This window comes from Bradyrhizobium sp. BWA-3-5 (assembly GCF_032917985.1).
Taxonomy (GTDB): Bacteria; Pseudomonadota; Alphaproteobacteria; order Rhizobiales; family Xanthobacteraceae; genus Bradyrhizobium.
The window spans coordinates 7,119,874-7,141,946 of record NZ_CP136626.1; the positions used below are offsets into that span (position 1 = coordinate 7,119,874).

24 protein-coding genes and 1 pseudogene are annotated in these 22,073 nt (G+C 64.2%); 9 read left to right on the plus strand and 16 right to left on the minus strand.

Annotated elements, in window-relative coordinates; translation table 11 throughout:
* Positions 1–36 precede the first annotated feature (36 nt).
* The 3 genes from RX331_RS34205 to RX331_RS34215 are packed head-to-tail and all read right to left on the minus strand — an operon-like array spanning position 37 to position 2,908.
* Complete coding sequence (locus RX331_RS34205; RefSeq protein ID WP_317253978.1) at positions 37–852, minus strand: ABC transporter permease; 816 nt, start codon at positions 850–852, stop codon at positions 37–39.
* Entirely contained in the window at positions 852–1,766 is a 915-nt protein-coding gene (locus RX331_RS34210; protein ID WP_317253979.1) for an ABC transporter permease, read from the minus strand. The genes RX331_RS34205 and RX331_RS34210 overlap by 1 nt, the downstream gene beginning before the upstream one ends.
* Entirely contained in the window at positions 1,763–2,908 is a 1,146-nt protein-coding gene (locus RX331_RS34215) for an ABC transporter ATP-binding protein (protein ID WP_317258305.1), read from the minus strand. Before RX331_RS34215 ends, RX331_RS34210 begins: the two co-directional genes overlap by 4 nt.
* 163 nt (positions 2,909–3,071) lie before the next feature.
* Here RX331_RS34215 and RX331_RS34220 point away from each other — a divergent pair, with 163 nt between their 5' ends.
* Entirely contained in the window at positions 3,072–3,572 is a 501-nt protein-coding gene (locus tag RX331_RS34220; protein WP_317253980.1) for a heme-binding protein, read from the plus strand.
* 40 nt (positions 3,573–3,612) lie between these two features.
* Here the strand turns inward: RX331_RS34220 and RX331_RS34225 are convergent, their stop codons facing one another.
* On the minus strand, positions 3,613–5,079 hold the full coding sequence (locus tag RX331_RS34225) for a glycerol-3-phosphate dehydrogenase (protein WP_317253981.1): 1,467 nt from the start codon (positions 5,077–5,079) through the stop codon (positions 3,613–3,615).
* Between the two features lie 76 nt (positions 5,080–5,155).
* Positions 5,156–7,834: an EAL domain-containing protein gene (locus tag RX331_RS34230; protein ID WP_317253982.1), complete on the minus strand. Its 2,679-nt coding sequence runs from the start codon at positions 7,832–7,834 to the stop codon at positions 5,156–5,158.
* A 258-nt stretch (positions 7,835–8,092) separates the two neighbouring features.
* Between RX331_RS34230 and RX331_RS34235 the strand changes: the two genes are divergently transcribed.
* Positions 8,093–9,196, plus strand: coding sequence for an NAD(P)/FAD-dependent oxidoreductase (locus RX331_RS34235; RefSeq protein WP_317253983.1), 1,104 nt, complete (start codon positions 8,093–8,095; stop codon positions 9,194–9,196).
* 86 nt (positions 9,197–9,282) lie between these two features.
* Here RX331_RS34235 and RX331_RS34240 read toward each other — a convergent pair whose 3' ends face one another.
* Positions 9,283–9,468 carry a YdcH family protein gene (locus RX331_RS34240; RefSeq protein WP_171709829.1) on the minus strand — a complete coding sequence of 62 codons (186 nt, stop codon included), beginning with the start codon at positions 9,466–9,468 and terminating at the stop codon, positions 9,283–9,285.
* Positions 9,469–9,705: 237 nt separating this feature from the next.
* On the opposite strand from RX331_RS34240, the gene RX331_RS34245 reads away from it, so the two are divergent.
* The 3 genes from RX331_RS34245 (at position 9,706) to RX331_RS34255 (ending at position 10,612) form a co-directional block, all read left to right on the plus strand.
* Positions 9,706–9,912: a YdcH family protein gene (locus RX331_RS34245; protein ID WP_057851906.1), complete on the plus strand. Its 207-nt coding sequence runs from the start codon at positions 9,706–9,708 to the stop codon at positions 9,910–9,912.
* Positions 9,913–10,109: 197 nt separating this feature from the next.
* Positions 10,110–10,322 carry a hypothetical protein gene (locus tag RX331_RS34250; protein WP_317253984.1) on the plus strand — a complete coding sequence of 71 codons (213 nt, stop codon included), beginning with the start codon at positions 10,110–10,112 and terminating at the stop codon, positions 10,320–10,322.
* A gap of 38 nt (positions 10,323–10,360) precedes the next feature.
* Positions 10,361–10,612, plus strand: a complete 252-nt coding sequence (locus tag RX331_RS34255) for a hypothetical protein (RefSeq protein WP_317253985.1) — start codon at positions 10,361–10,363, stop codon at positions 10,610–10,612.
* Positions 10,613–10,641: 29 nt separating this feature from the next.
* Here RX331_RS34255 and RX331_RS34260 read toward each other — a convergent pair whose 3' ends face one another.
* Together RX331_RS34260 and RX331_RS34265 are read right to left on the minus strand one after the other, a co-directional pair.
* Complete coding sequence (locus RX331_RS34260; RefSeq protein WP_317253986.1) at positions 10,642–11,067, minus strand: GNAT family N-acetyltransferase; 426 nt, start codon at positions 11,065–11,067, stop codon at positions 10,642–10,644.
* A 46-nt stretch (positions 11,068–11,113) separates the two neighbouring features.
* Entirely contained in the window at positions 11,114–11,794 is a 681-nt protein-coding gene (locus tag RX331_RS34265) for a GGDEF domain-containing protein (RefSeq protein ID WP_410708037.1), read from the minus strand.
* A 151-nt stretch (positions 11,795–11,945) separates the two neighbouring features.
* Between RX331_RS34265 and purE the strand changes: the two genes are divergently transcribed.
* Both purE and RX331_RS34280 read left to right on the plus strand, forming a co-directional pair.
* Positions 11,946–12,434 (plus strand): 5-(carboxyamino)imidazole ribonucleotide mutase, encoded by a 489-nt coding sequence (purE, locus tag RX331_RS34275; RefSeq protein WP_317253989.1) that lies wholly within the window; start codon positions 11,946–11,948, stop codon positions 12,432–12,434.
* Positions 12,431–13,534, plus strand: a complete 1,104-nt coding sequence (locus tag RX331_RS34280) for a 5-(carboxyamino)imidazole ribonucleotide synthase (protein ID WP_317253990.1) — start codon at positions 12,431–12,433, stop codon at positions 13,532–13,534. Before purE ends, RX331_RS34280 begins: the two co-directional genes overlap by 4 nt.
* A gap of 23 nt (positions 13,535–13,557) precedes the next feature.
* On the opposite strand, the gene aqpZ is transcribed toward RX331_RS34280, so the two are convergent.
* Positions 13,558–14,280 carry an aquaporin Z gene (aqpZ, locus tag RX331_RS34285; protein ID WP_317253991.1) on the minus strand — a complete coding sequence of 241 codons (723 nt, stop codon included), beginning with the start codon at positions 14,278–14,280 and terminating at the stop codon, positions 13,558–13,560.
* A gap of 256 nt (positions 14,281–14,536) precedes the next feature.
* On the opposite strand from aqpZ, the gene rpsU reads away from it, so the two are divergent.
* Positions 14,537–14,839, plus strand: coding sequence for a 30S ribosomal protein S21 (rpsU, locus tag RX331_RS34290; protein WP_317253992.1), 303 nt, complete (start codon positions 14,537–14,539; stop codon positions 14,837–14,839).
* Between the two features lie 253 nt (positions 14,840–15,092).
* A complete protein-coding gene (locus RX331_RS34295) occupies positions 15,093–15,734 on the plus strand; it encodes a tetratricopeptide repeat protein (RefSeq protein ID WP_317253993.1) in 642 nt (213 codons plus the stop codon).
* A 122-nt stretch (positions 15,735–15,856) separates the two neighbouring features.
* Here the strand turns inward: RX331_RS34295 and RX331_RS34300 are convergent, their stop codons facing one another.
* The 7 genes and pseudogenes from RX331_RS34300 to RX331_RS34330 all read right to left on the minus strand — a co-directional run bounded on the left by RX331_RS34300 (position 15,857) and on the right by RX331_RS34330 (position 21,945).
* Positions 15,857–16,849, minus strand: a complete 993-nt coding sequence (locus RX331_RS34300) for a hypothetical protein (protein WP_317253994.1) — start codon at positions 16,847–16,849, stop codon at positions 15,857–15,859.
* A 161-nt stretch (positions 16,850–17,010) separates the two neighbouring features.
* The gene (locus RX331_RS34305; protein ID WP_317253995.1) at positions 17,011–17,295 is read right to left on the minus strand and encodes a cupin domain-containing protein; all 285 of its coding nucleotides are present in this window, start codon (positions 17,293–17,295) and stop codon (positions 17,011–17,013) included.
* A 21-nt stretch (positions 17,296–17,316) separates the two neighbouring features.
* Positions 17,317–18,152 (minus strand): annotated as a pseudogene (locus RX331_RS34310) (calcium:proton antiporter).
* A gap of 54 nt (positions 18,153–18,206) precedes the next feature.
* Complete coding sequence (locus RX331_RS34315) at positions 18,207–19,013, minus strand: alpha/beta hydrolase (RefSeq protein WP_317253996.1); 807 nt, start codon at positions 19,011–19,013, stop codon at positions 18,207–18,209.
* Between the two features lie 18 nt (positions 19,014–19,031).
* Complete coding sequence (locus RX331_RS34320; protein ID WP_317253997.1) at positions 19,032–20,429, minus strand: NAD(P)(+) transhydrogenase (Re/Si-specific) subunit beta; 1,398 nt, start codon at positions 20,427–20,429, stop codon at positions 19,032–19,034.
* Positions 20,430–20,488: 59 nt separating this feature from the next.
* Positions 20,489–20,806, minus strand: a complete 318-nt coding sequence (locus RX331_RS34325; RefSeq protein WP_317253998.1) for a proton-translocating transhydrogenase family protein — start codon at positions 20,804–20,806, stop codon at positions 20,489–20,491.
* A gap of 11 nt (positions 20,807–20,817) precedes the next feature.
* Complete coding sequence (locus RX331_RS34330) at positions 20,818–21,945, minus strand: Re/Si-specific NAD(P)(+) transhydrogenase subunit alpha (protein WP_317253999.1); 1,128 nt, start codon at positions 21,943–21,945, stop codon at positions 20,818–20,820.
* Positions 21,946–22,073: the final 128 nt, after the last annotated feature.

The window sequence follows — 22,073 nt, forward strand, 5'->3', positions numbered from 1 at the left end:
TGGATTGCTTCGCTTCGCTCGCAGCAATGACGGAGGCTACAGCGGCGCGGCGCTTTTGGCTTCCGAGCTCGACAGTTTCGACGCCAGTGAGGCGATCACGACGATCACGGCGATCAATGCGATCACCATGGTGCAGATCGCGTTGATCTCGGGTTTCACGCCGAGCCGCACCTCGGAATAGATCCGGATCGGCAGCGTTGCCGAGCCGGGGCCGGTGGTGAAGCTCGCGATCACGACATCGTCGAGCGAGAGCGTGAATGCCAGCATCCACCCCGCCACGATCGCCGGAAGGATCAGCGGCAGCGTGACGCGAAGGAAGGCCTGCACCGGATCGCAGCCGAGATCCATTGCGGCCTCCTCCAGGCTACGGTCGAGCGAGGCGAGGCGCGACTGCACGACCACCGTGACGAAGCACATGGTCAGCGTGGTATGGGCGATCGTCACCGTCCAGAAGCCGCGTTCGGCATTCAGCGCCACGAACAATAGCAGCAGCGAGAGGCCGGAGATCACCTCGGGCATCACCAGCGGCGCATAGAGCATGCCGGAAAACAGCGCCCGGCCGCGGAAGCGCTCACCGCGCACCAGGGCCACGGCGGCGAGCGTGCCGAGCACGGTCGCTGACGTCGCCGAAAGCGCGGCGACGCGCAAGCTCATCCACGCCGCATCCAGCATCGCGCGGTCGTTGAAGAACTCGTAATACCAGCGCAGGGACCAGCCGCCCCACACCGTGACCAGCCGCGAGGCGTTGAACGAATAGATCACGAGGATCACGATCGGCAGGTACAGAAACGCTATCCCGAGCGCGAGCGCGGTGATGTTGAGGCGCGACAGGTGGTTGACCCTGCTCGCCATCAGCCACCTCCGGCCAGGGTGCGGCGCTGCAGCCGGTCGTACAATAACAGCGGCGGCACCAGCATCACCAGGAGAGCGATGGCCGCTGCCGCGGCAACCGGCCAGTCCTTGTTGGTGAAGAATTCCAGCCACAGCGTCTGGCCGATCATCATCGAGCCGGAACCCGCCAATAGATCCGGAATCACGAACTCGCCGACAATCGGGATAAAGCAGAGCAGCGCACCGGCAACTACCCCCGGCAGGGACAGCGGAAATGTCACCAGCCAGAACGCCTGAAGCGGCGACGCGCCGAGATCGGCGGCCGCTTCCAATAGCGAGGCGTCCATCCGGGAGAGCGTCGCGTAGAGCGGCAGGATCATGAACGGCAGATAGGAATAGACGACGCCGATATACATCGCCGTATCGGTCGAGAGCCACCCCACCGGGGCCGCGACCAGATGTAGCGCGAGCAGCACCTGGTTGAGCAGGCCATCATGCTGCAGGATGTTGACCCAGGCATAGATGCGGATCAGGAACGAGGTCCAGAACGGAACGATGACAAGCATCATCGCGACCGGTTGCCAGCGCTGCGGCAGCCGCGCCATGCCGTAGGCAATGGGATAGCCGATCAAGAGCAGGATCAGCGTCGACGTCACGGCGACGACGACGCTGCGCAGATAGGAGCTGATGTAGAGGCTATCCGAAGTGAGCAGCCTGAAATTATCGAAGGAGAGCTGCGCGAAGGCTTCCTTGATCGCCGTCCAGCCTTCCGCGAAATCGAATACCGGCAGGTAAGGCGGCTGCGCGATCGCGGTCTGCGACAGGCTGATCTTCAGAACGAAGCCGAACGGCACCAGGAAGAACAGCACCATCCACAGATAGGGCGCGATGGCGGCATAGCGCGCCGGCTGCGCGAAGATACGGCGCCCGCTCATCGTTCCAGCACCACGCAATCGTCGGGCGTGAACCACGCCACCACGCGCTGTCCGGCGCTATAGGTATGGATATCCAGCCGCGTGGTATTGGCCATCGACGCGCGCACGACCGCACCGGAATCCAGCTTGACCTTGTAGACTGTCGCGCCACCGAGATAGCTGACGTCCGCGACTATGCCTGCCAGCCGGTTGATCGCTTGCGAACGGCCTGCGTCCGACGCGGGCCCGCCGTCATGCCACAACTTCACTTTCTCGGGGCGGATCGCAACCGAGACGCCGGTGCCGGCGACCAATTGGCGCGGCTCCGTCGCCACGATGTTTCCGCCGTTCCTGCTGGCAACGGTCAACCGATGATGCTCGTGCGAGGCAACTTCGCCGTCGAACAGATTGACGTCGCCGACAAACTCGGCGACCCAGCGCGAGGCTGGCGCCTCGTAGAGATCGCGCGGGGCCGCCACCTGTTCGAGCCGGCCGGCATTCATGACGCCGATCCGGTTCGCCATCGTCATCGCCTCTTCCTGGTCATGGGTGACGACGATGAAGGTCATGCCGAGGCTGCGCTGCAGCTCCATCAGTTCCTGCTGCGTGCTCTCACGCAGCTTCTTGTCGAGCGCGGCGAGCGGCTCGTCGAGCAGCAGCACCTTTGGCCGCCGCGCCAGCGAGCGGGCCAGCGCCACGCGCTGCCGCTGGCCACCGGAAAGCTGGTCCGGCTTGCGCTTCTCCATGCCATCAAGCTTGACCAGCGCCACCATCTCGCTGACGCGGGTATCGATCCCAGCGCGCGCCATGCCGGCGCGCTTCAGGCCGAAGGCGATGTTGTCGCGCACCGACAGGTGCGGAAACAACGCGTAGTTCTGGAACATCATGTTGACGGGCCGCTCATGCGGCAGCACCGGCGCGATGTCGCGGCCGTCCAGCAGGATGCGTCCCTCGTCGGGCGTCTCGAAGCCGGCCAGCATCCGTAGCAGCGTGGTCTTGCCGCAGCCGCTGGGGCCGAGCAGCGCAAAGAACTCGCCGGCGCGGATGTCGAGCGAGAGCCGGTCTACCGCGCGAAAGCTGCCGAAATTCTTGGCAACTCCCTCGATGGAAAGCAGCGGTGCGTCGGCCGCGGCCGGCCGCGCAAGATTTGCCAATTCCGCCATGCCCTCGATTTTTGCCAATTCCTCAGCCATGGTATCCGTCAGCCAAACCGTGGTTGCAAGCTACCGGCGGATTGTCGCCGGCTCAACCGGTTCGCAGGAGAGGAGCACAGTTTCTGCTAATACTCGGAGACGACGCTCACGTATCAGATCGCGGAGGAACGAGATGATCATCCGGAAGCTGCTGGCCGCAACGGCTATTCCCTTCCTGATCGCCGGAGCTGGCAGAGCCCAGGAGGCCACCGTGAGCTACAAGGCGTTGAGCCCCGAACTGGCCCTCGATCTGGCGCGTGCCACGATGGCGGATTGCCAAAAGCGCGGCTACCAGGTGTCGGTCGCCGTCGTCGACCGTTTCGGCGTGACGCAAGTGCTGCTGCGCGACCGCTATGCAGGTCCCCATACGGTGACGACCGCGTCGGGCAAAGCGTGGACGGCAGCCAGCTTCCGCACCAGCACGACCGAACTCATTGCCATCAGCCAGCCCGGAATGATGCAAGCGGGAATCCGCCATCTGCCTGGCGCCGTCATTCTCGGCGGCGGCTTGACCGTCGAATCGGCGGGCTCTCTGCTCGGCGCGGTCGGCGTGTCCGGCGCTCCCGGTGGTGAGGCGGATGAAGCCTGCGCGAAAGCGGGCATCGACGCGGTGCGCGACAGGCTCGATTTCTAGATACCATTCAAGCGACCGACCTTCTTCGCCTTCCCGATCGTCAACTCGCACCTCTGTCCGCCATGAACACCGCCAGCGCCTCGCGGTCCGCCGGCGGCATGGTCAGCCCGAGCTTGGAGCGCCGCCACAGGATATCGTCCGGAAAGCGCGCCCATTCCTTCTGCATGAGATAGCGCACTTCGGCGCCGGTCAATTCCGGTCCGAAGGCCGGGCCGAGGTCGCTGCGCGCTTTGGCCTCGCCGAGGATCTCCTTGACTTTCGTTCCGTAAGCGGCGACCAGGCGCCTCGCTTCTTCCTCACCGAGAAATCGCCAGCGCTCCCGCGCATCCTCGACCTCGTTGTCAAAGCAATCCCACGCAAAATCGCCGCCGGGCAATGGCGCCTTGGCGGTCCAGCACGGCGACATCGGATAGAACGGCGTCAGCTTCGAGACGGCCTGCTCCGCACGCCGACGCGAGGTGGTGACGTCGCCGCCGAACACCGTTAGCAGCGGCGCCTTGTCGCGGCCACGGTCAAGCCGCACCGCCCCTTCGCTTCTATCCGCGGGATTTTGCGCCATGTTGGCGCCTGAAAGCGTCCGCACCACGTCGACGGTCTCGATCCGCTCGCGGAAATAGCGGTTGGCCGCGTCGCAGAGATAGGCGACATCGTCCGCCCCCATCGCGACGACGGCCGGATCGCCCTTGAAGGGGTGATTTGCCGTGCCGATCAGGGTGAACTCGCGCTCATAGGGGCTTGCGAAGATCAGCCGTCCGTCGCTGTTCTGGAACACATAGATGTTGTCGCCGTCGAACAGGCGGCGAACGACGATCTGGCTCATCTGAACGGCGGCGAGCTTCGGCGGCGGCACCCGCAACACCGTCTCGGCGACGGACGGCGTCCAGGCGCCGGTAGCGTTGGCGACCGCTCTCGCCGTGACGACCTGGCGAAAGCCGCGATCTTTCGTCACGAGACGCCATTCCCTGCCACGTTCGGCGCGGGTGCACCGTGCGCCGGTGCGGATCAACGCCCCCCGCGCCGCGGCATCCACGGCCGTGAGAACCACGAGGCGCGAATCGTCGACGATACAGTCGGAATATTCGAAGGCCGTGCCGAACGGTCGCTTCAGCGCGTTGCCGAGGGGATGATGGGTGACGTCGACGGTGGCGGAGACCGGAAGCCCGCTGCGCGCGGCCAAGCGATCGTAGAGCAGCAGCCATGAGCGCAGCTGCCAGATGGGCCGCTCTTCCGAATGGGCGGGAATCGCAAAGCGCACCGGGCGCACCAGATGCGGCGCGATGGTGAGCCAGATGCTGCGCTCGGCAAGCGCCGAACGGACGCGCAGAAAATGCCGCCGCTCAAGCCCTGCGAGATCGCCATGGATCAGCCGCGGCGTGGCCGAGGAGGCGCCGGCGCCGAGATCGCCCTGTTCCAGCAGAATGACGCGCAGGCCGCGTCCGACAGCGTCCCGCGCGATGCTGACGCCGTTTAACCCGCCGCCAATGATCGCGAGATCGTAGTCCGCCATACGCAAGGGCTACTGCAGAGAATCGTGAATTCACTACACTAGGCCATGATGGCCAAAAATAGATATCGCGAGAGAATCAGGCGCTGGCGAGCTTGCGTTCGGTCTCGGCGTCGTTGGCGGCACTGCGGCCGACCAGCGCGGCGTAGTGGCCGATCGGCTGGGGCTTGCCGAGCAGATAGCCCTGCACCGAGTCGCAGCCCTCGTCCGCGAGGAAACCGAGCTGTTCCTGGGTTTCCACACCTTCGGCAACGATCGACATTTCGAGGCCATGGCCGAGATCGATGACGGCCCGCACGATTGCCGCCGACTGCGGGTTGCGGCCGAGATTCATGACGAAGGCGCGATCGATCTTGATCTTGTCGAACGGGAACGCCTGCAGATAGCTCAGCGAGGAGTAGCCTGAACCGAAATCGTCCATCGAGATCCGCACGCCGAGCGCCTTCAGCCGCCGCAGCAGCGCCAGACCGCGGTCGAAATCCTCGATCAGCACGCCTTCGGTGATTTCGAGCTCGAGCCTATCCGGCGCAAGACCCGTCTCAAGCAGGATCGAATGCACCAGGCTGACGACGTCGCCATGCATGAACTGCGCCGGCGACAGGTTGACGGCGATCTGCATCGGCTCCGGCCAGGAGGCGGCCTCCCGGCAGGCTTCGCGCAGTATCCAGACCCCCATTTCGACGATCAGGCCGCTTTCTTCCGCCAGCGGAATGAATTCGCCTGGTGACACGAAGCCGCGCACCGGATGAAACCAGCGCGCCAGCGCCTCGAAGCCGATGATCTTGCTGGTGCCGATCGTCGGCCCCGCCGCGGCCTGCGGCTGGTAATACAACGACAATTCGCCGTTCCGGATCGCCATCGAGAGGTCCTGGTGCAGCACGCGGCGATCGCGGATCTGCTGGTCCATTTCCGGCTCGAAAACGCTGATCGAGCCGCGCGATTTCTGTTTGGCGCGGAACAGCGCCGCGCCGGAATTGGCGAGCAGGGAAGCTGCGTCGGAACCGTTATGCGGGAACACCGAAATGCCTGTTGTGACACCGGTCCGCACCGACTTGCCGTCGATCACGAACTCGTCCGACAGGGTTTGCGCGAGCTTTTCGGCGAGCGCCTTGCCGGCCTCCGGCTGCGTGCCGTCGATAATCAGGCCGAACTCGTCGCCGGAAAGACGCGCCACCACGCCGCCGCGGGCACAGGCCTGGATGCGGCCGGCAACTTCGATCAGCAGCTTGTCGCCCATGGCATGGCCGAACACGTCGTTGATTTCCTTGAGGCCGTCGAGGTCGACGCACAGCACCGCGAATTCCTCGTCGGTGCCGGCACAGGCCTCGATCATCTGCGCCAGCGCCTGCAGGAAGGCGGCGCGGTTCGGCAGGTCGGTCAGGCCGTCATGATAGGCCATATGCGCCATCCGCGATTCGGTCTGGCGCCTGTCAGTGACGTCCTCGTGGGTCTTGATCAGGTATTGCGGTTCGCCGGCCTCATCGAGCACGGTCATGCGGCGGGTCAGGAACAGCCGCAGGCCATCCTTGGTCGAGATCGGGTGCTCTTCGGTGAGCAGGCCGCGTTTCTTGATCGCGGCTTCGTCGCGCGCGATGATCAGTTTGGCTTCGCGCGGATTGAAGATGTCGGCTGCCGTCAGGCCGGTGGCGTCCTCGCGGCGGCGATTGAGAATGGTCTCCGCGCTGCGGTTGGCGAGCAGATACCGCCCGTCGCTGACGCGCTCGACGATCAGCGATACCGGGATGTTGTCGACCACGAGCTCAAGGAATTTCTTGGTGCTCTCCAGCTCGCGCGACAGCGACCGGCGGTCGGTGACGTCGTCGAACAGCGTGATCAGGAATTCCGGCTTGTTGTTCTCGTTGCGCGCGATGACGCGGTTGGCCGACAGAACGCGCTCCTCGTCGCTCCGCTGAACGACGTATTCGTTATGGTGATGGCCGTCGGGCGCGGTCAGCGCCGCCTGGTCCGCCGCCTCGATGCTCTTGGCGGTCTCGGGCCGGAACATCTCGTCGGCGCGCTTGCCGACAATGCGATCGCGGGAGAAACGCGAGAAACGCTCGAACGCGCGGTTGACGAAGATGTAGCGGCCGTCCTCGATGTTCTTGGCGGCGACACAGACCGGCACGTTGTCGAGCACCGATTCCAGGAACTTGGTGGTCGATGCCAGCTTGCGCGACAGTTGGCGCTGCTGCGTGCAGTCCTCATGCGTCCCGATCGTTCCGCCATTGGGCAAGCGGAAGATTTTCGTCAGCACCGAGCGCCCGTCCGGCAGATCGGTGACGACCCCTTCGGGGCGACGGGCCAGCTTGCTGAATTCCTCGACCGTGAGGTTGAGCAGCCCGCGCGCGCGCCGCAATTCGAGCAGCTCGCGGCCGGTCATCTTGCTCGAAATCTCGGCCCGGCTGAGCCCGTACATTTCGAGAAAGCGGTCGTTGCAGAAGACCACGCGATTTTGCGCGTTGGTCATCATCACGCCCTGGTTGAGCGTGTTGAGCGCCGAACTGATGAAGGCGCTGCGCTGGGCCAGGGCGTTCCTGGCCCTTCGAAAAGCGGCCAGTATCCAGATGCCGATCGCGAGAAGGAAAGAGACGCCCGCGATCCCGCCGAGCAGGATCTCCCACATCTGATTGGGATCGAGTTCGCCGACGGCAGGCGCGGCCGACGCAGATCCGCACGGCGCAGCAATGGCGAGCAGACAGACGAGGGCCTGCGCCGGAATCGAATTCTTCCGTCCTGCCTGCCGGTTGCTGTCAGCCATTACCCACCCAAGGTTTGCGGGCGGAGTGTCTGGCTTGACGGGTTTGGATCGGGTAAACGCCTACCCGTACAATTCTAAAATGTGACCCAAATTACGGCAATTGCCCTGACATGATTAATACTTCACTAATGGAATGGCGTCCGCGGCATAATTCGAGGCAAACCAACGGGTTGGCTGGCGGCTCGACCGAGCGAAACGATCACCGCGGCGCGCGGCAGGCGCCGACTACCGCACCAGATTCCCGGGCCTGAAGCAGACATGGAAAAGGTTGATTGCGTCGTCGTCGGAGCTGGAGTGATCGGGCTCGCGATCGCACGGCGCCTGGCCCAGGCGGGCCGCGAAGTCATCGTGATCGAGGCCGCCGAGGGCATCGGCACCGTCACCTCCTCCCGCAACAGCGAGGTGATTCACGCCGGCATCTATTACCGCGCCGGCAGCCTGATGGCGCGGATGTGCGTCAGCGGCAAGCATGCGCTTTACCGCTATTGCCGCGACCACGGCATCCCGCATCGGCATTGCGGCAAGCTGATCGTGGCGACGACACCGAGCGAAGCCGAAAAGCTGCAGTCGATCCGCGCGCATGCCGAAGCCAATGGCGTCGACGACTTGCAATTGCTGACGGGCGATGCGGCGCGGGCGCTGGAGCCGGCGCTCAACTGCGATGCCGCCCTGCTCTCGCCATCCACCGGCATCATCGACAGCCACGCCTACATGTTGGCGCTGCGCGGCGATGCGGAAGAGGCCGGCGCAGCCTTTGCCTTCCACACGCCGCTATTGCACGCACGCGCCAGCGGCGGCCGGATCGAAATCGAAACCGGTGGCGATGCGCCGATGATGCTGGCCTGCGACCTGTTCGTCAACGCGGCGGGCCTGAGCGCTCCCGCGGTGGCGCGCAGCATCGACGGCATGCCGGTCGGCATGATCCCCTGCGCCTATCTCGCCAAGGGCAATTATTTCAGCTGCAGCGCGCGGGCGCCGTTTTCACGCCTGATCTATCCGGTGCCCGAGCCCGGCGGGCTCGGCGTGCACCTGACGCTCGACATGGCCGGACAGGCGCGTTTCGGGCCCGACGTCGAATGGGTCGAGAGCATCGATTATGCGGTCGATCCGGCGCGCGCCGAACGCTTCTACCCGGCGATCCGGCGCTACTGGCCGACGCTGCCGGACGGCGCACTGATGCCGAGCTATTCCGGAATCCGGCCGAAGATCGTGCCGCCAGCCGTCGCCACGCAGGACTTTCTGATCCAGGGCCCTGCCGATCACGGCGTCGCCGGACTGATCAACCTGTTCGGTATTGAATCACCGGGACTGACGTCCTCGCTCGCGATCGCCGATCATGTCGGCCATCTCGCGGGGCTTTGACCGAGGCCGCAAGTGCGACCACCAGGCGGATGAGCGCAGTGGCGCCCATCCGGCCGTGTGCGATTTTCTGTACTCTAGGGGACTGGTTAGTGGAGAGTTTCTTCGGCGGTATGTCTCAACCGCTCGATCTGATCCTTGACCATCAACTTGCGGCGCTTCAACTCGACAATTTGCAGGTCGTCTGTGGACAGGTGCAGTAGCGCTTCGTGCAACTCGTTCTCGAGAATCTTGTGTTTACGTTCAAGTTCAACAAGATGCGCCTGTAGAGCCATTCGAAATCTCCTCGGTGGGTGAACCTCAGATTCGATCCGGACGCGAGAGTGTACACCAGCCGACGAATCTGTCGATGGGTATCCGAAAATCGCGCTTCTCATATTTTCGGATTTATCTGTAACCAATCGTGAGTATGGAACCGGGTAGCTTGCGCGGCGCCCTCGCAGGCCCGATATTCACCGCCGGCTCAACAGAATCCGTTCACAACCTCATCACGTTTTCAGCTAGCATACACCATGACCGACGATGATGAGCGCGAGCTTGAAAACGAGCTCGCTCGGCTGCAGCAGGAGCATCGCGATCTCGATGCGGCGATCGACGCGTTGCATCAGTCGCCTGCGCCGGATCTGCTGCGACTGCAGCGATTGAAGAAGCGCAAGTTGCAATTGCGCGACCGCATCGCCTTCATCGAAGACCAGATCACGCCCGACATCATCGCCTGATTTGCGCCGCCTGGTTCGGCCGGTCTGATGCGCGGAAAGCGCTCGCGTTTCCGCGGGCTCTTTCCCCGACATCCACAGACGCAGCGATCGCGCCTTACGGAGCGCCGAAAAAACGGGCGTGCCGCGGGCGCATGCGGGCTTGACTTCTTGAGAACAAAAAGAGAACATTGCTTGCCGCCGCCTCGGGAGTAATCGCCATGTCCGTCACGTCGCCCCTCTCCGACAACAGCCGCTACGAGCAGGCCTGCGATCAGGCCATCGCGATGTGCGACGGCAATCTGCGCTCGACCATCAAGGCGCTGATCATGGCGAACGAGTATCTGGAAATCGAGCTGGAGGAATGGCAGGCGGCCATCGCCGCCGGCTGCGTGCCGGCGCGAAGCTCCGAGGCAAAGAGCGACGCGGCCTGACCGATCATCACAGGAGCAAGAGCCCCCGGAGCAAGACAATGGCCGACCTCACCTATTACGTCGCAATGCCATTCCTGCAGGACGATAGCGGCGCGCCGGTCGCGGGCGCCGCCGAAGAATGCCAGAGCCCGACGACGGCGCTGCGGCGCGCCGAGATGATGTCGCGCATGGCCGGCAGCATCGGCGCCATCGCCTTCAGCCGCAGCGGCGATCCCATGCTCGGCGAATTCAGCGATGCGAAACTTTTGCGCAAGTTCGGCAACGTGCCTGACGATCTGAGCGAGCTGTAGGAAATCGCATCTGCTTCGGCGACGTGCCGCTATCTCGGCGAGGGAGCCGGCGCGTAGTGCATGCCCATGCCGAATGGGCCGTTCGGGCAACGCACAAAGCCGAAGCGCTCGTAGAACGTCTCGCGACCATCCAGGGCAACGAGCGTGATTGACGCGCCCGGCTTGGCGTTTCGATCGAAATATTCAGTGGCGAGCCGCATCAAGGTATCGCCGTGCCCGCCGCCGCGATAGCCGGGATCGATGATCAAATCGGCGAGAAAGAAATAGAGCACGCCGTCACCCATCGCGCGGACAAGCCCGATCAGACGGTCGTTGTCGCGCAGGCAGGCGGTGAATGACGCGGCGTGAATCGTCCTGGTCGCGGTTTCCTGATCGATCGCGCCCCAGCCCGCTCGCGCGCGAAGGTCGATATATTCCACCGGTGAGGGCGCACGCCCGGACACTGCAATCGCCATCATCGCGCTCCATCGCTGCACAACGCATGTTTCGCGCGCTGCAATATCAGCTCTCGTGCCGCCGCAGCGCCTTGCGCACATACATGGCGCTGTCGGCCGCTTCCAGCGCACGGCCGGCTTCGGAGTGCGTGTCAAGAACGGCGACGCCGGCGGAGGCGCCTGCATTGATGGTGCTGCCGTCGAACTCGAAACTGAGACTATCGATCGCTTCCTCCAGGGCAGCGGCCTTGGCCCTGGCGTCGGTCTCGCTAAGATTCCACAGCAGTAGCGCAAACTCGTCGCCGCCGAGACGACCGACCACGTCGGAGGCGCGCACATGGGCGGTCAGCTCCGCCACGATGGCCTTGAGCACCTGATCGCCGGCAGCGTGACCGAAGGCGTCGTTGATCGGCTTTAAGCGATCGACATCGAGCACGACCAAGGCGCCGAAGGCGCGATAGCGTTTCATATAGGCAATGGCGCGATTGAGCTCGCGCTCGAAACCGCGCCGGTTCGCGATCCCGAGCAGATGGTCGGTGTCGGCGGTGGCCTGAAGTTCCTCGATCTGCGCCTGGGTCCGGGCCAGCTCGGCCTTGAGCCGGCGAATCGTTGCCTTGGTGCCGTTGGAGATGGCAGGCGCCATGGACCCGCCGGTCGCCGGCCGCCTTGGAGCGGTTTTTCGCCCGGAAGCCGCGTTTTTGGGGCGTTTTCTGGCCTTTCCGGCGGACGCCCTGGTCTTTTTCTTCATGGCCTTCCCTGTGCAGGCTCGCTTATCAAGGCTTGCCGGGATTCACCTAGACAGGATAGTCCATTCCTGATCCCTTGCCACGCCTTGGATGAGCCCCGGGCCGACCCTATAATCGGCCTATGTTTCTGGATTCCCGCACAGAATTGACGAGATGACCGCACCGATCGCCATCATTATGGGCAGCCAGTCCGACTGGGAGACCATGCGCCACGCCGCCGAAACCCTGCTGGCGCTCGGGGTCGACTGCGAAAAGCGCATCGTCTCTGCCCACCGCACCCCCGACCGACTGTTCGCGTTCGCCAAGGGCGCCAAGGCGGCGGGTTTCAAGGTCATTATCGCCGGCGCCGGCGGGGCGGCGCATCTACCGGGCATGGCGGCGGCGCTGACGGAACTGCCGGTATTCGGCGTTCCCGTCGAGTCCAAGGCGCTGTCGGGGGTCGATTCGCTCTACTCGATCGTGCAGATGCCGGCCGGCGTTCCCGTCGGCACGCTGGCGATCGGCAAGGCCGGCGCCATCAACGCCGCCCTCCTTGCCGCCAGCGTGCTCGCGCTGAACGATGCCGCGCTGGCGAGCCGGCTTGCCGCCTGGCGCCAGCAGCAGACGGAAGCGGTCAAGGAGCGCCCGGAGGGATCGGCGTGACGGCTTCAGGCAGGGTGAAGCTGAAGCCGGGCGACACCATCGGAATTCTCGGCGGCGGACAATTGGGCCGGATGCTGGCCATGGCGGCGGCGCGCCTCGGCCTCAAATGCCAGGTGTTCTCGCCGGACCCGGATTCGCCCGCGTTCGACGTGGTGCTGAACGCGACCTGCGCCGAATATGCCGACGTCGAGGCGCTCGAGCTGTTCGCCAACGACGTCGACGTCATCACCTATGAATTCGAGAACGTCCCTGCCGCGACCGCCATGGTGCTGGCCGCGCGCCGCCCGGTGTTGCCGGCACAGAAGATCCTCGAGACCACGCAGGACCGGCTGATCGAAAAGGATTTCGTCAAGCGGATCGGCATCGGCACCGCCGACTATGCCGACGTGTCATCGGTCGATACCCTGCAGAGCGCCGTCGCGCGCATCGGCCTTCCTGCCGTGATCAAGACCCGCCGCTTCGGCTATGACGGCAAGGGCCAGGCTATCATCCGCGAGGGCGATGACCTCAACCAGGTCTGGGAAGAGCTCGGCACCAAATCCGCGATCCTGGAAGCCTTCGTGCCGTTCGAGCGCGAGATCTCCGTGATCGCCGCGCGCTCAGTCGACGGTCAGGTCGAATGCTACGACGTCACCGAGAACGAACATCGCGATCACATCCTGAAATTCTCGCGCGTGCCCGCCGCGATCTCGGACAAGCTGGCCGCCGATGCGCGCGCTGTCGCGGAGAAGATCGCCAACGCCCTGGACTATGTCGGCGTGCTCGCGGTCGAATTATTCGTCGTTGCCGGAAACGGCGGGCCGCACGTGTTGGTCAATGAGATTGCGCCGAGGGTGCATAATTCCGGGCACTGGACGCTCGACGGCGCGTCGATCTCGCAGTTCGAGCAGCACATCCGTGCGATCGCCGGCTGGCCGCTCGGCAAGCCGGTTCGCCACGGCCAGGTCACCATGACCAACCTGATCGGTGATGATATTCTCACCTATGAGCGCTGGCTGGCGGTGCCCGGCGCGACGGTTCACCTCTACGGCAAAGGCGCGCCGCGGCCGGGCCGCAAGATGGGGCATGTCACCGAGGTGGCCCCGGCGAGCAGCAAATAACGCTTGCTACGCTTGCCTCGCGATCAGGCCGTCTTCAAGCCTTCCACGACGCCGGCCGGCTCCTCGCTGAGCCAGCGATAGACGATGCCGCCGAGCACGCCGCCGATCAGCGGCGCAACCCAGAACAGCCAGAGCTGCATCATCGCCCAGCCACCGACGAACAGCGCGGGTCCAGTGCTGCGCGCCGGATTTACCGATGTATTGGTGACGGGAATGCTGACGAGATGAATCATCACCAGCGCCAGCCCGATCGCCAGCGGGGCAAAGCCCGCCGGCGCCTTGCCGTGTGTGACACCCATGATGATGAACAGGAACATCATCGTCATTACCACCTCGGTGATGAAGCAGGCCACCATGCCGTACTGGCCGGGCGAATGCGCATCATAGCCGTTGGCGGCAAAGCCCTTGCCGAGATCGAAGCCCGGCGCGCCGCTGGCGATCGCGTAGAGCAGCGATGCGGCAACGATGGCGCCAATCACCTGCGCGATCACGTAAGGAAGGATCTGCTGCGCCGGAAACCGTCCACCCGCCGCGAGGCCCACCGTCACCGCGGGGTTGAGATGGCAGCCGGAGATGTGGCCGACGGCATAGGCCATGGTCACGACGCTCAGGCCGAACGCCAGAGACACCCCGACTAGGCCGATCCCGACCTGGGGGAAGCCGGCCGCAATGACCGCACTGCCGCATCCCGCAAAAGTGAGCCAAAACGTGCCGATCGCTTCTGCGGCATATCTTTTCATACTCATACGCACCTCCCGCATGTTTTGCGTGACCCAAGGCTAGGCCAGGTGCCGTGAGGGGCTCGTTATTTTGCGGGAATCGGGGGCGTCCCGGCCGAATCTTGCCGATTTCCGGGGCTTTTCCGGGCCCAAAACCGCCTTCTCAGGTGGACATCGGCGGTTTTGTCTGCTACATGCCCGCGCTCAGGGTTAAGAGCCAGGCCTTTCGCCGGCCCTTCGCTTCACCAGAATTCCTATCCGGTCAATTGAAAGAGGATGCCGCGTGCAGGTTCTCGTTCGCGATAACAATGTCGATCAAGCCCTCAAGGCGCTGAAGAAGAAGATGCAGCGCGAGGGAATCTTCCGCGAGATGAAGCTCCGCGGTCACTACGAAAAGCCCTCCGAGAAGAAGGCCCGTGAAAAGGCCGAAGCCGTGCGCCGCGCGCGCAAGCTGGCCCGCAAGAAGCTGCAGCGCGAAGGCCTGCTGCCGATGAAGCCGAAGCCGGTGTTCGGCGCCGGTCCCGGCGACCGTGGTGGTGCCGGCGGCCGTGGCGGCCCGGGCGCAGGTCCACGCGGACCGCGCTAAGCGCGTTCTTAGCGAGACACGAACTGAAACGCGGGCCTCGGGTCCGCGTTTTTGCTTTTGCGGGTCAGCGTATTTCAGTAGGAGCACCTTCGTGCGTTGCTCATGCAATTTTTTGCGTCGCTTGCGGAAGCCGTGGCGAGCGGCCTCAAGCCGAAAGCGCTCGAACAAGTAGTCTTGCGGATATTTTGACCGATGCATTTTGCATTTTGGCACGCTACCAATGTGTGCAGTGAACGCGAGAGTATTCCGCTGCATGGCCGTTACGGATTGCAATGCCTTCTGCTCCGCGCGCTTTGCGGCTTTGCCTGTCGCGCTACTTGCAACCGCTCTTGCACTTCCCCTGTGCGGCTGTTCGTTCGATCTGGGCTCATGGGGACCGGACAAGGACAAGCCGCAGGCAACTGATCAGAAGCCGACCGGTACGATCAGCGGACAAAACGTCAGCGACGCCCAAGGCAATGCAGCGCGCGGCCAGGCGCTTGCCAAATCCGGCAAGAGCGAAGAGGCGCTGGCGGAATTCGACCGCGCGCTCGCGCTCGATCCCTACAACGTGCCGGCGCTGTATGGCCGCGGCCTGCTCTACCAGGCCGAAAAGCGGCATGAGCAGGCGATCGCGGATTTCACCGCGGCCAACGGCCTGACGCCGCAGCGGGTCGAGCCGCTGCTCGCGCGCGCGACCAGCTACCTCGCCATTGACAAGACAAAGGAAGCCGCCTCCGATCTCGACGAAGCGGTGCAGGCCGATCCCAACAGCGCGCAGGCCTGGTCGGCCCGCGGCGTCACCTATGAACGGCTCGGCGACAAGGCCAAGGCGTTCGCATCCTATGGCCGGGCGCTTGCACTGCGGCCCAGGGATGAAGCCGCGCGAAGCGGCCTCGTGCGCACCGGCGGCTAGCTTTGTCGGATTTGATATTTTGCTGCAGTCCGGAGTGCCGCGCTTCTCGCGCGCACAAAGCAAAAGCCCCCGAATCAACTTCGGGAGCTTCCTTCACACAAAGAGCCAAAAATACTCGAAAGTTACTTCGGGATCACCGAGTTGAAGATCGACTTAGCGGTCGACAACGCGTCCTCGGCGGCGGCGGTGGCGCGGTCACGCACGGAGGGCTCGCCCATTTCGGCACGCAGATCGAGCGGGCGCGAAACCGGAATATCGGCTGGCGGGACCGGGCGGTTCGGATCATTGGCCTCAGCGTAAGGCGGCCGCGCTTGCGTCGGCGCGTGGCCAAAGGGTTCGCCGACCGGCGAGCCCGAGACCATGATCGGCGGCGGGAGCGGACGAAGCACGGGCGAGGCAGCAGGCTCCTTCGCGGCCGCCGGCGCATGCGCGACCTTCGGCGCTTCGGGCGCACGACTCGGTTCGGCGCCGCGCGGAACGGCCTCACCGTTAGCGCGCAGGCGCTCGATCGCAGCGCGCGCCAAGTCGTTGGCGTCGCGGCGTTCCGCCGGCGCGGCCGAAGTCTCGACTGGGGTGGCTGGTGCGGGCACCGCCGTCGGGGCTGCCGTCACGACCGGAGAGTTGGTTGTCGGCGATTCCACGGCCTGGATCGGCGACGGCAGCACGACGCGGATCTTTTCCTTCTCGCGCGGTGCGGCGGCATGTCGGCGCTCGGTGTCGGCCGGGCTTTCAGCCGATTTCACATCGGGCTTGTTGGCGTCGGACCTGGCTTCAGCAGGCTTAGCTTCGGCAGACTTGGCGTCAGCCTTCTCGTCTGCCTTCTGAGATTTCTCGGCGGCCGTCTTATCCATGACGGCCTTCTCGGAGATGCCCCGCGCCTTGACGCCGGCCGTCGGAAGATTGCTGGCCGTAGCCTCGTCAGACTTGCCGCCGTCGTCGGCTTTCGATTCAGCGGGCTTGGTGTCTGCTTTGGGATTGGCGGCTGATACCGCCGCGGCGGCAGGGACGTCCGCCGGCTTCGCCACAATGTAGTGGTTCACGATGTACGCCCCGATGACGGTCGCAGCCACCGAAGGGAAGATGTCCACCGCGAATTTCTTGAGGTAATTCAGCATTAAGAGCCACTCCCCGCGGCCCTTGAAATGCAGGAACTTAAGGGCAAATTGAGGGATCAACTGCGACGGATCGATGGCAAATCAGCAGTTCCTGTGCAGACGTCGCGGATCCAGGCAGCCGACTGTCCCCGAATTGAACACCTCCGCCCGGGAACCCGCAATCACGGCTTCAGCTCCACCTCTAGGAACACGATCTCGGTCGCCGTCTCGTTGAGCACGTCATGCTGGACGCCGGCCTTCCGGAAATAGGACTTGCCGGCCGCCAGTTGCGCCTTGCTGCGTTCGCCGTTCGGCGCGACGATGGTCATCTCGCCCGCCGTCACCGGCACGATCACGTAATCCATCTCATGGGTGTGATGACCGGTGGCGCTGCCCGGCGCCAGCCGCCATTCGGTAACGCGGACTTCTGATGTATCGACCTGAACTTCGGACTTGGCGGCAAGCATCGTTGATTCACTCCAGCGGATTTACGGCACGAATACCATGACAGGTACACGGCGAACACCAGCATATGCACAAGCCCGAACAGAACATTCGTGCGCCCGGTGTCGAAGGTGAGCATGCTGATGACGAGGTCAGCAACAGCAGCACCATCTCCGGCGCATTGAGCCCCAGCATCAGCTGCTTGTCGAGCGTATAGGCAACGACCGCGACCGCCGGCACCGTCAGCCCGATCGTGGCAAGCGAAGAGCCGAGCGCTAGATTGATGCTCTTCTGCAGGTCGTTCCGGCGGGCGGCACCGACAGCCGGAACGGTTTCCGGCATCAGTATCAACAGCGCCACCACCACACCGGCGAAAGCCGGCGGCGCACCGATCATTTCCGTCACGGCGCCGTCAGCGTATAGTTCGGCATGATCAGCGTAACAGCACGCTGAGATAGAGGTTCGCACCCGAGACCTGAAAATTCTGCTCGCGGTAGCGCAGCCCGCCGATAAAGATGCAGAAGCCGACAAGGCCGTTGCACACGATCATCACCACCGCAAACACGGTGTCGCGCGTCAGCGCCGGCTGCGGCTTTCCGCCGAGCATGATGGTGGCGATCAGCGCCACTTCGATGATGGTGACCGCGAGCGTCAGCAGTAGCGTGCCGTAAGGCTCGCCGATCCGCTCCGCAATCACCTCGGCATGATGTACGGCCGCGAACACGGTGCCGAACAGGATCGCCAGCAGCACCACCGCGAAAAGCATGCCGCCGACCGACGGCTTGAAATCGAGCCCGAGCCCGGTCGCCAGCCCAAAGAGCAGCATCGCCAGCGCCGGGAATATCCAGGCCGATCGCGGCATCGGTCCATGTGCGCTCATGCGATCAAGCTCCCAATAGGTTGGTGGGCCGAAGACGCTAACCCCAAGCAGCTATCACCTCTTCGCAAGGTTGATGAAATTGCGGGCGATTTCAATCGCGCCGAAATTGTCCAGATCGTTGTGGCCGCCCCTTGCCAGGCGGACGAACCGTTTCGGTTCGTTCGCCCGCGCAAACAGCCGTTCACCGAACGCGACTGGGATCGTAGGATCGAGCGCGCCATGCATCACCAGCAGCGGGACCCTGATCCGGCCGATCTGCCGGTCGGAGTAGAAGTGATCGCGCATCAACAGCCGCACCGGCGCAAACCAGAACGCTGACGCGGCGACGTCGACGATAGAGGTATAGGGCGCTTCCAGGATCAGCTTGCCGACCGGCTGTGCGGCAGCCAGCGCGACGGCGACGCCGCTGCCGAGCGAGAATCCCCAGGGGACGATTCTTTCCGCCTTGTAGCGCGTTGCCGTGAAGGCGTAGGCCGCGGCGGCATCCTGCAGCAATCCCTGCTCGCTGGGATACCCGCTCGAGCCGGCATAGCCGCGATAGGACAGCGCAACGATCCCGATCCCGTCGGCGATCAGCGGGCGAAAGCGGCCGAAGAAGCCGGCGAGATAATCGCCATTGCCGTGGAAATAGAGCACGACCGGGCGTCCAGGTTTGGCCGGAACGTGCCAGACGATGACCTTTTCACCATCCGCTGTGGCCAGGACGTGTTCTTCAACTTCCGGAAAGCCCGCCGCGTCCGGCGGCGTGCGCACGCTCGTCGGCGCCGGAAACAGGAAGGCGCGCTGCCCAAGGAACAGCGCGAGCAGGCCCAGGACATAACCGGCTGAGGCGGTGATCAGCAGCCATTTCAGCGCGGTCATGAAGTTCCTGCGAGCGCGTTACATCCCCTTGACGATGTTCTCGGTCACCTTCTTGGCATCACCAAGGAGCATCATGGTGTTGTCGCGATAGAACAGTGGATTGTCGATACCGGCATAACCTGATGCCAGCGAGCGCTTGATGAACATCACGGTGCCCGCCTTCCAGACCTGCAGCACCGGCATGCCATAGATCGGCGACGTCTTGTCTTCTTCCGCGGCCGGGTTGGTGACGTCGTTGGCGCCGATCACGAAGGCGATATCGGCCTGCGCGAATTCGGAGTTGATGTCCTCGAGCTCGAACACCTCGTCATAGGGCACGTTGGCTTCGGCCAGCAGCACGTTCATGTGGCCGGGCATGCGCCCCGCGACCGGGTGGATCGCGTACTTCACCTCGACGCCTTCCTTCTTCAGAAGATCGGCCATTTCGCGCAGCGCGTGCTGAGCCTGTGCCACCGCCATGCCGTATCCGGGCACGATGATGACCTTGGAGGCGTTCTTCATGATAAAGGCGGCGTCGTCGGCCGAGCCGAGCTTGGCCGGCTTCTGTTCGCCGCTGCCACCGCCTGCGGCCGCGGTCTCGCCGCCGAAGCCACCGAGGATGACCGAGATGAAGGAGCGGTTCATCGCGTGGCACATGATATAGGACAGGATCGCGCCCGAGGAGCCGACCAGCGCGCCGGTGATGATCAGCGCGGAATTGCCGAGCGTGAAGCCGATGCCGGCCGCGGCCCAACCCGAATACGAGTTCAGCATCGAGATCACGACCGGCATATCGGCGCCGCCGATCGGGATGATCATGAGCACGCCGAGCACCAGAGCAATGATGGTGATCAGCCAGAAATCGACCGCGCTGCCGGAGCGGACCAGGCCGAAGATGAAGAACACCAGCGCCAGCGCCAGCGCGATGTTGATGATGTGGCGGCCGGGCAGGATGATCGGCGCGCCGCTCATGCGCGCGGAAAGCTTCAGGAACGCGATCACCGAGCCGGTGAAGGTCAGCGCGCCGATGGCAACGCCGAGCGACATTTCGACGAGGCTCGAGGCGTGGATGTTGCCGGATGTACCGATGTCGAAGGCTTCCGGCGCATAGAACGCGCCGGCGGCGACCAGCACCGCGGCCATGCCGACCAGCGAGTGGAACGCCGCGACCAGTTCCGGCATCGAGGTCATCGGCACGCGGCGAGCGATGACAGCGCCGATGGCGGCACCGATCGCGATACCGAGGATGACCAGGACCCAGGCAAGACCGTCAGCCGGCGGATGATTGGCGAGCGTGGTGGCGACGGCAATCGCCATGCCGATCATGCCGAACAGATTGCCCTGGCGGGATGACGCCGGGCTCGACAGGCCGCGCAGCGACAGGATGAACAGCACACCCGCCACCAGATAGAGAAGTGCAGAGAGATTGGCGCTCATCTCAGGTCCCCATTATATGCCTTCGGCACCCCGAGGTGCTTGCCACTCACGCTCGATATTCACTTGGTCTTCTTCTTGTACATCGCCAGCATGCGCTGGGTGACAAGGAACCCGCCGAAGATATTGATGCAGGCGAAGATCAGCGCGATGAAGCCGAAACCGCGCGCCCAGCCCGAGCCGCTCGAGATCATGCCGACGCCCACCGCGAGCAGCGCGCCGACCACGATCACCGAGGAGATCGCGTTGGTTACCGACATCAGCGGCGTGTGCAGCGCGGGGGTCACCGACCAGACCACGAAATAGCCGACGAAGACGGCAAGGACGAAGATCGACAGCCGGAACACGAAGGGGTCGACGGCTTGAGCGACATGCTCCATGGCTTCTCTCCTTAGGCTTTCGGCTGGAAGTTCGGATGGATGACGGCGCCGTCTTTGGTCAGAGCGGTCGCCTTCACGAGTTCATCGTCCCAGTTGACGGCCAAGGCCTTGTTCGCCTTGTCGACCAGGGTTTCGATGAACGAGAACAGGTTGCGGGCATAGAGGCCGGAGGCGGACGCCGCGACGCGGCCGGCGACGTTGGTGTAGCCGACGATCTTGATGCCATCGATATCGACGACTTCGCCGGCCCTGGCGCCCTCGACATTGCCGCCGCGCTCGACGGCGAGATCGACCAGCACCGAGCCCGGCTTCATCGATTTCACCATCTCGGCGCTGACGAGCTTTGGCGCCGGACGGCCCGGGATCAGCGCGGTGGTGATCACGATGTCCTGCTTCTTGACGTGCTCGGCGGTCAGCGCGGCCTGCTTGGCCTGATACTCTTTCGACATTTCCTTGGCGTAGCCGCCGGCGGTCTGCGCGTTCTTGAATTCTTCGTCCTCGACCGCGAGGAATTTTGCGCCGAGCGATTCGACCTGTTCCTTTGTCGCCGGGCGCACGTCGGTTGCGGTGACGACGGCCCCTAAGCGGCGCGCGGTCGCGATCGCCTGCAAGCCGGCGACGCCGACGCCCATCACGAACACTTTTGCCGCCGGAACGGTGCCGGCGGCGGTCATCATCATCGGGAACGCGCGGCCGAACGCTTCGGCGGCCTCGATCACCGCGCGATAGCCGGCGAGGTTGGCCTGCGAGGACAAGACGTCCATCACCTGCGCGCGGGTGATGCGGGGCATCAGTTCCATGGCAAAGGCGGAGACGCCGGCATCCGCCATCGTCTTCAGCGCCGCTTCATTGCCGTAGGGATCCATGATCGCGATGACGAGCGCGCCGCGCTTGTAGCTGGCGAGCTCCGAGGCCTCGGGCCGCTTCACCTTGATGACGATGTCGGCGTCCTTCAAGGCATCCGCGCTGACGGTGGCGCCGACCGCGGTGAATTCGGAATCCGGCAGGCCCGACTTGATGCCCGCGCCCGGCTCGATCGCCACTTCGGCGCCGAGCGCCTTGAATTTCTTCACCGTGTCCGGGGAAGCGGCAACGCGCGGTTCGGACGGATCGATTTCCCTGGCAATCGCAATCTTCATGGAGCCTCCCCCGGCGCGGCGGGCGCGCGCGCAAGCAAACTAGCGTCTTTTTCGCTTAGTTGGATACCGGTTTCGTAACCGGCATGCGTGCAATTTTCCGGCCGCCGCAGATTGCGGCGACGCGGGGC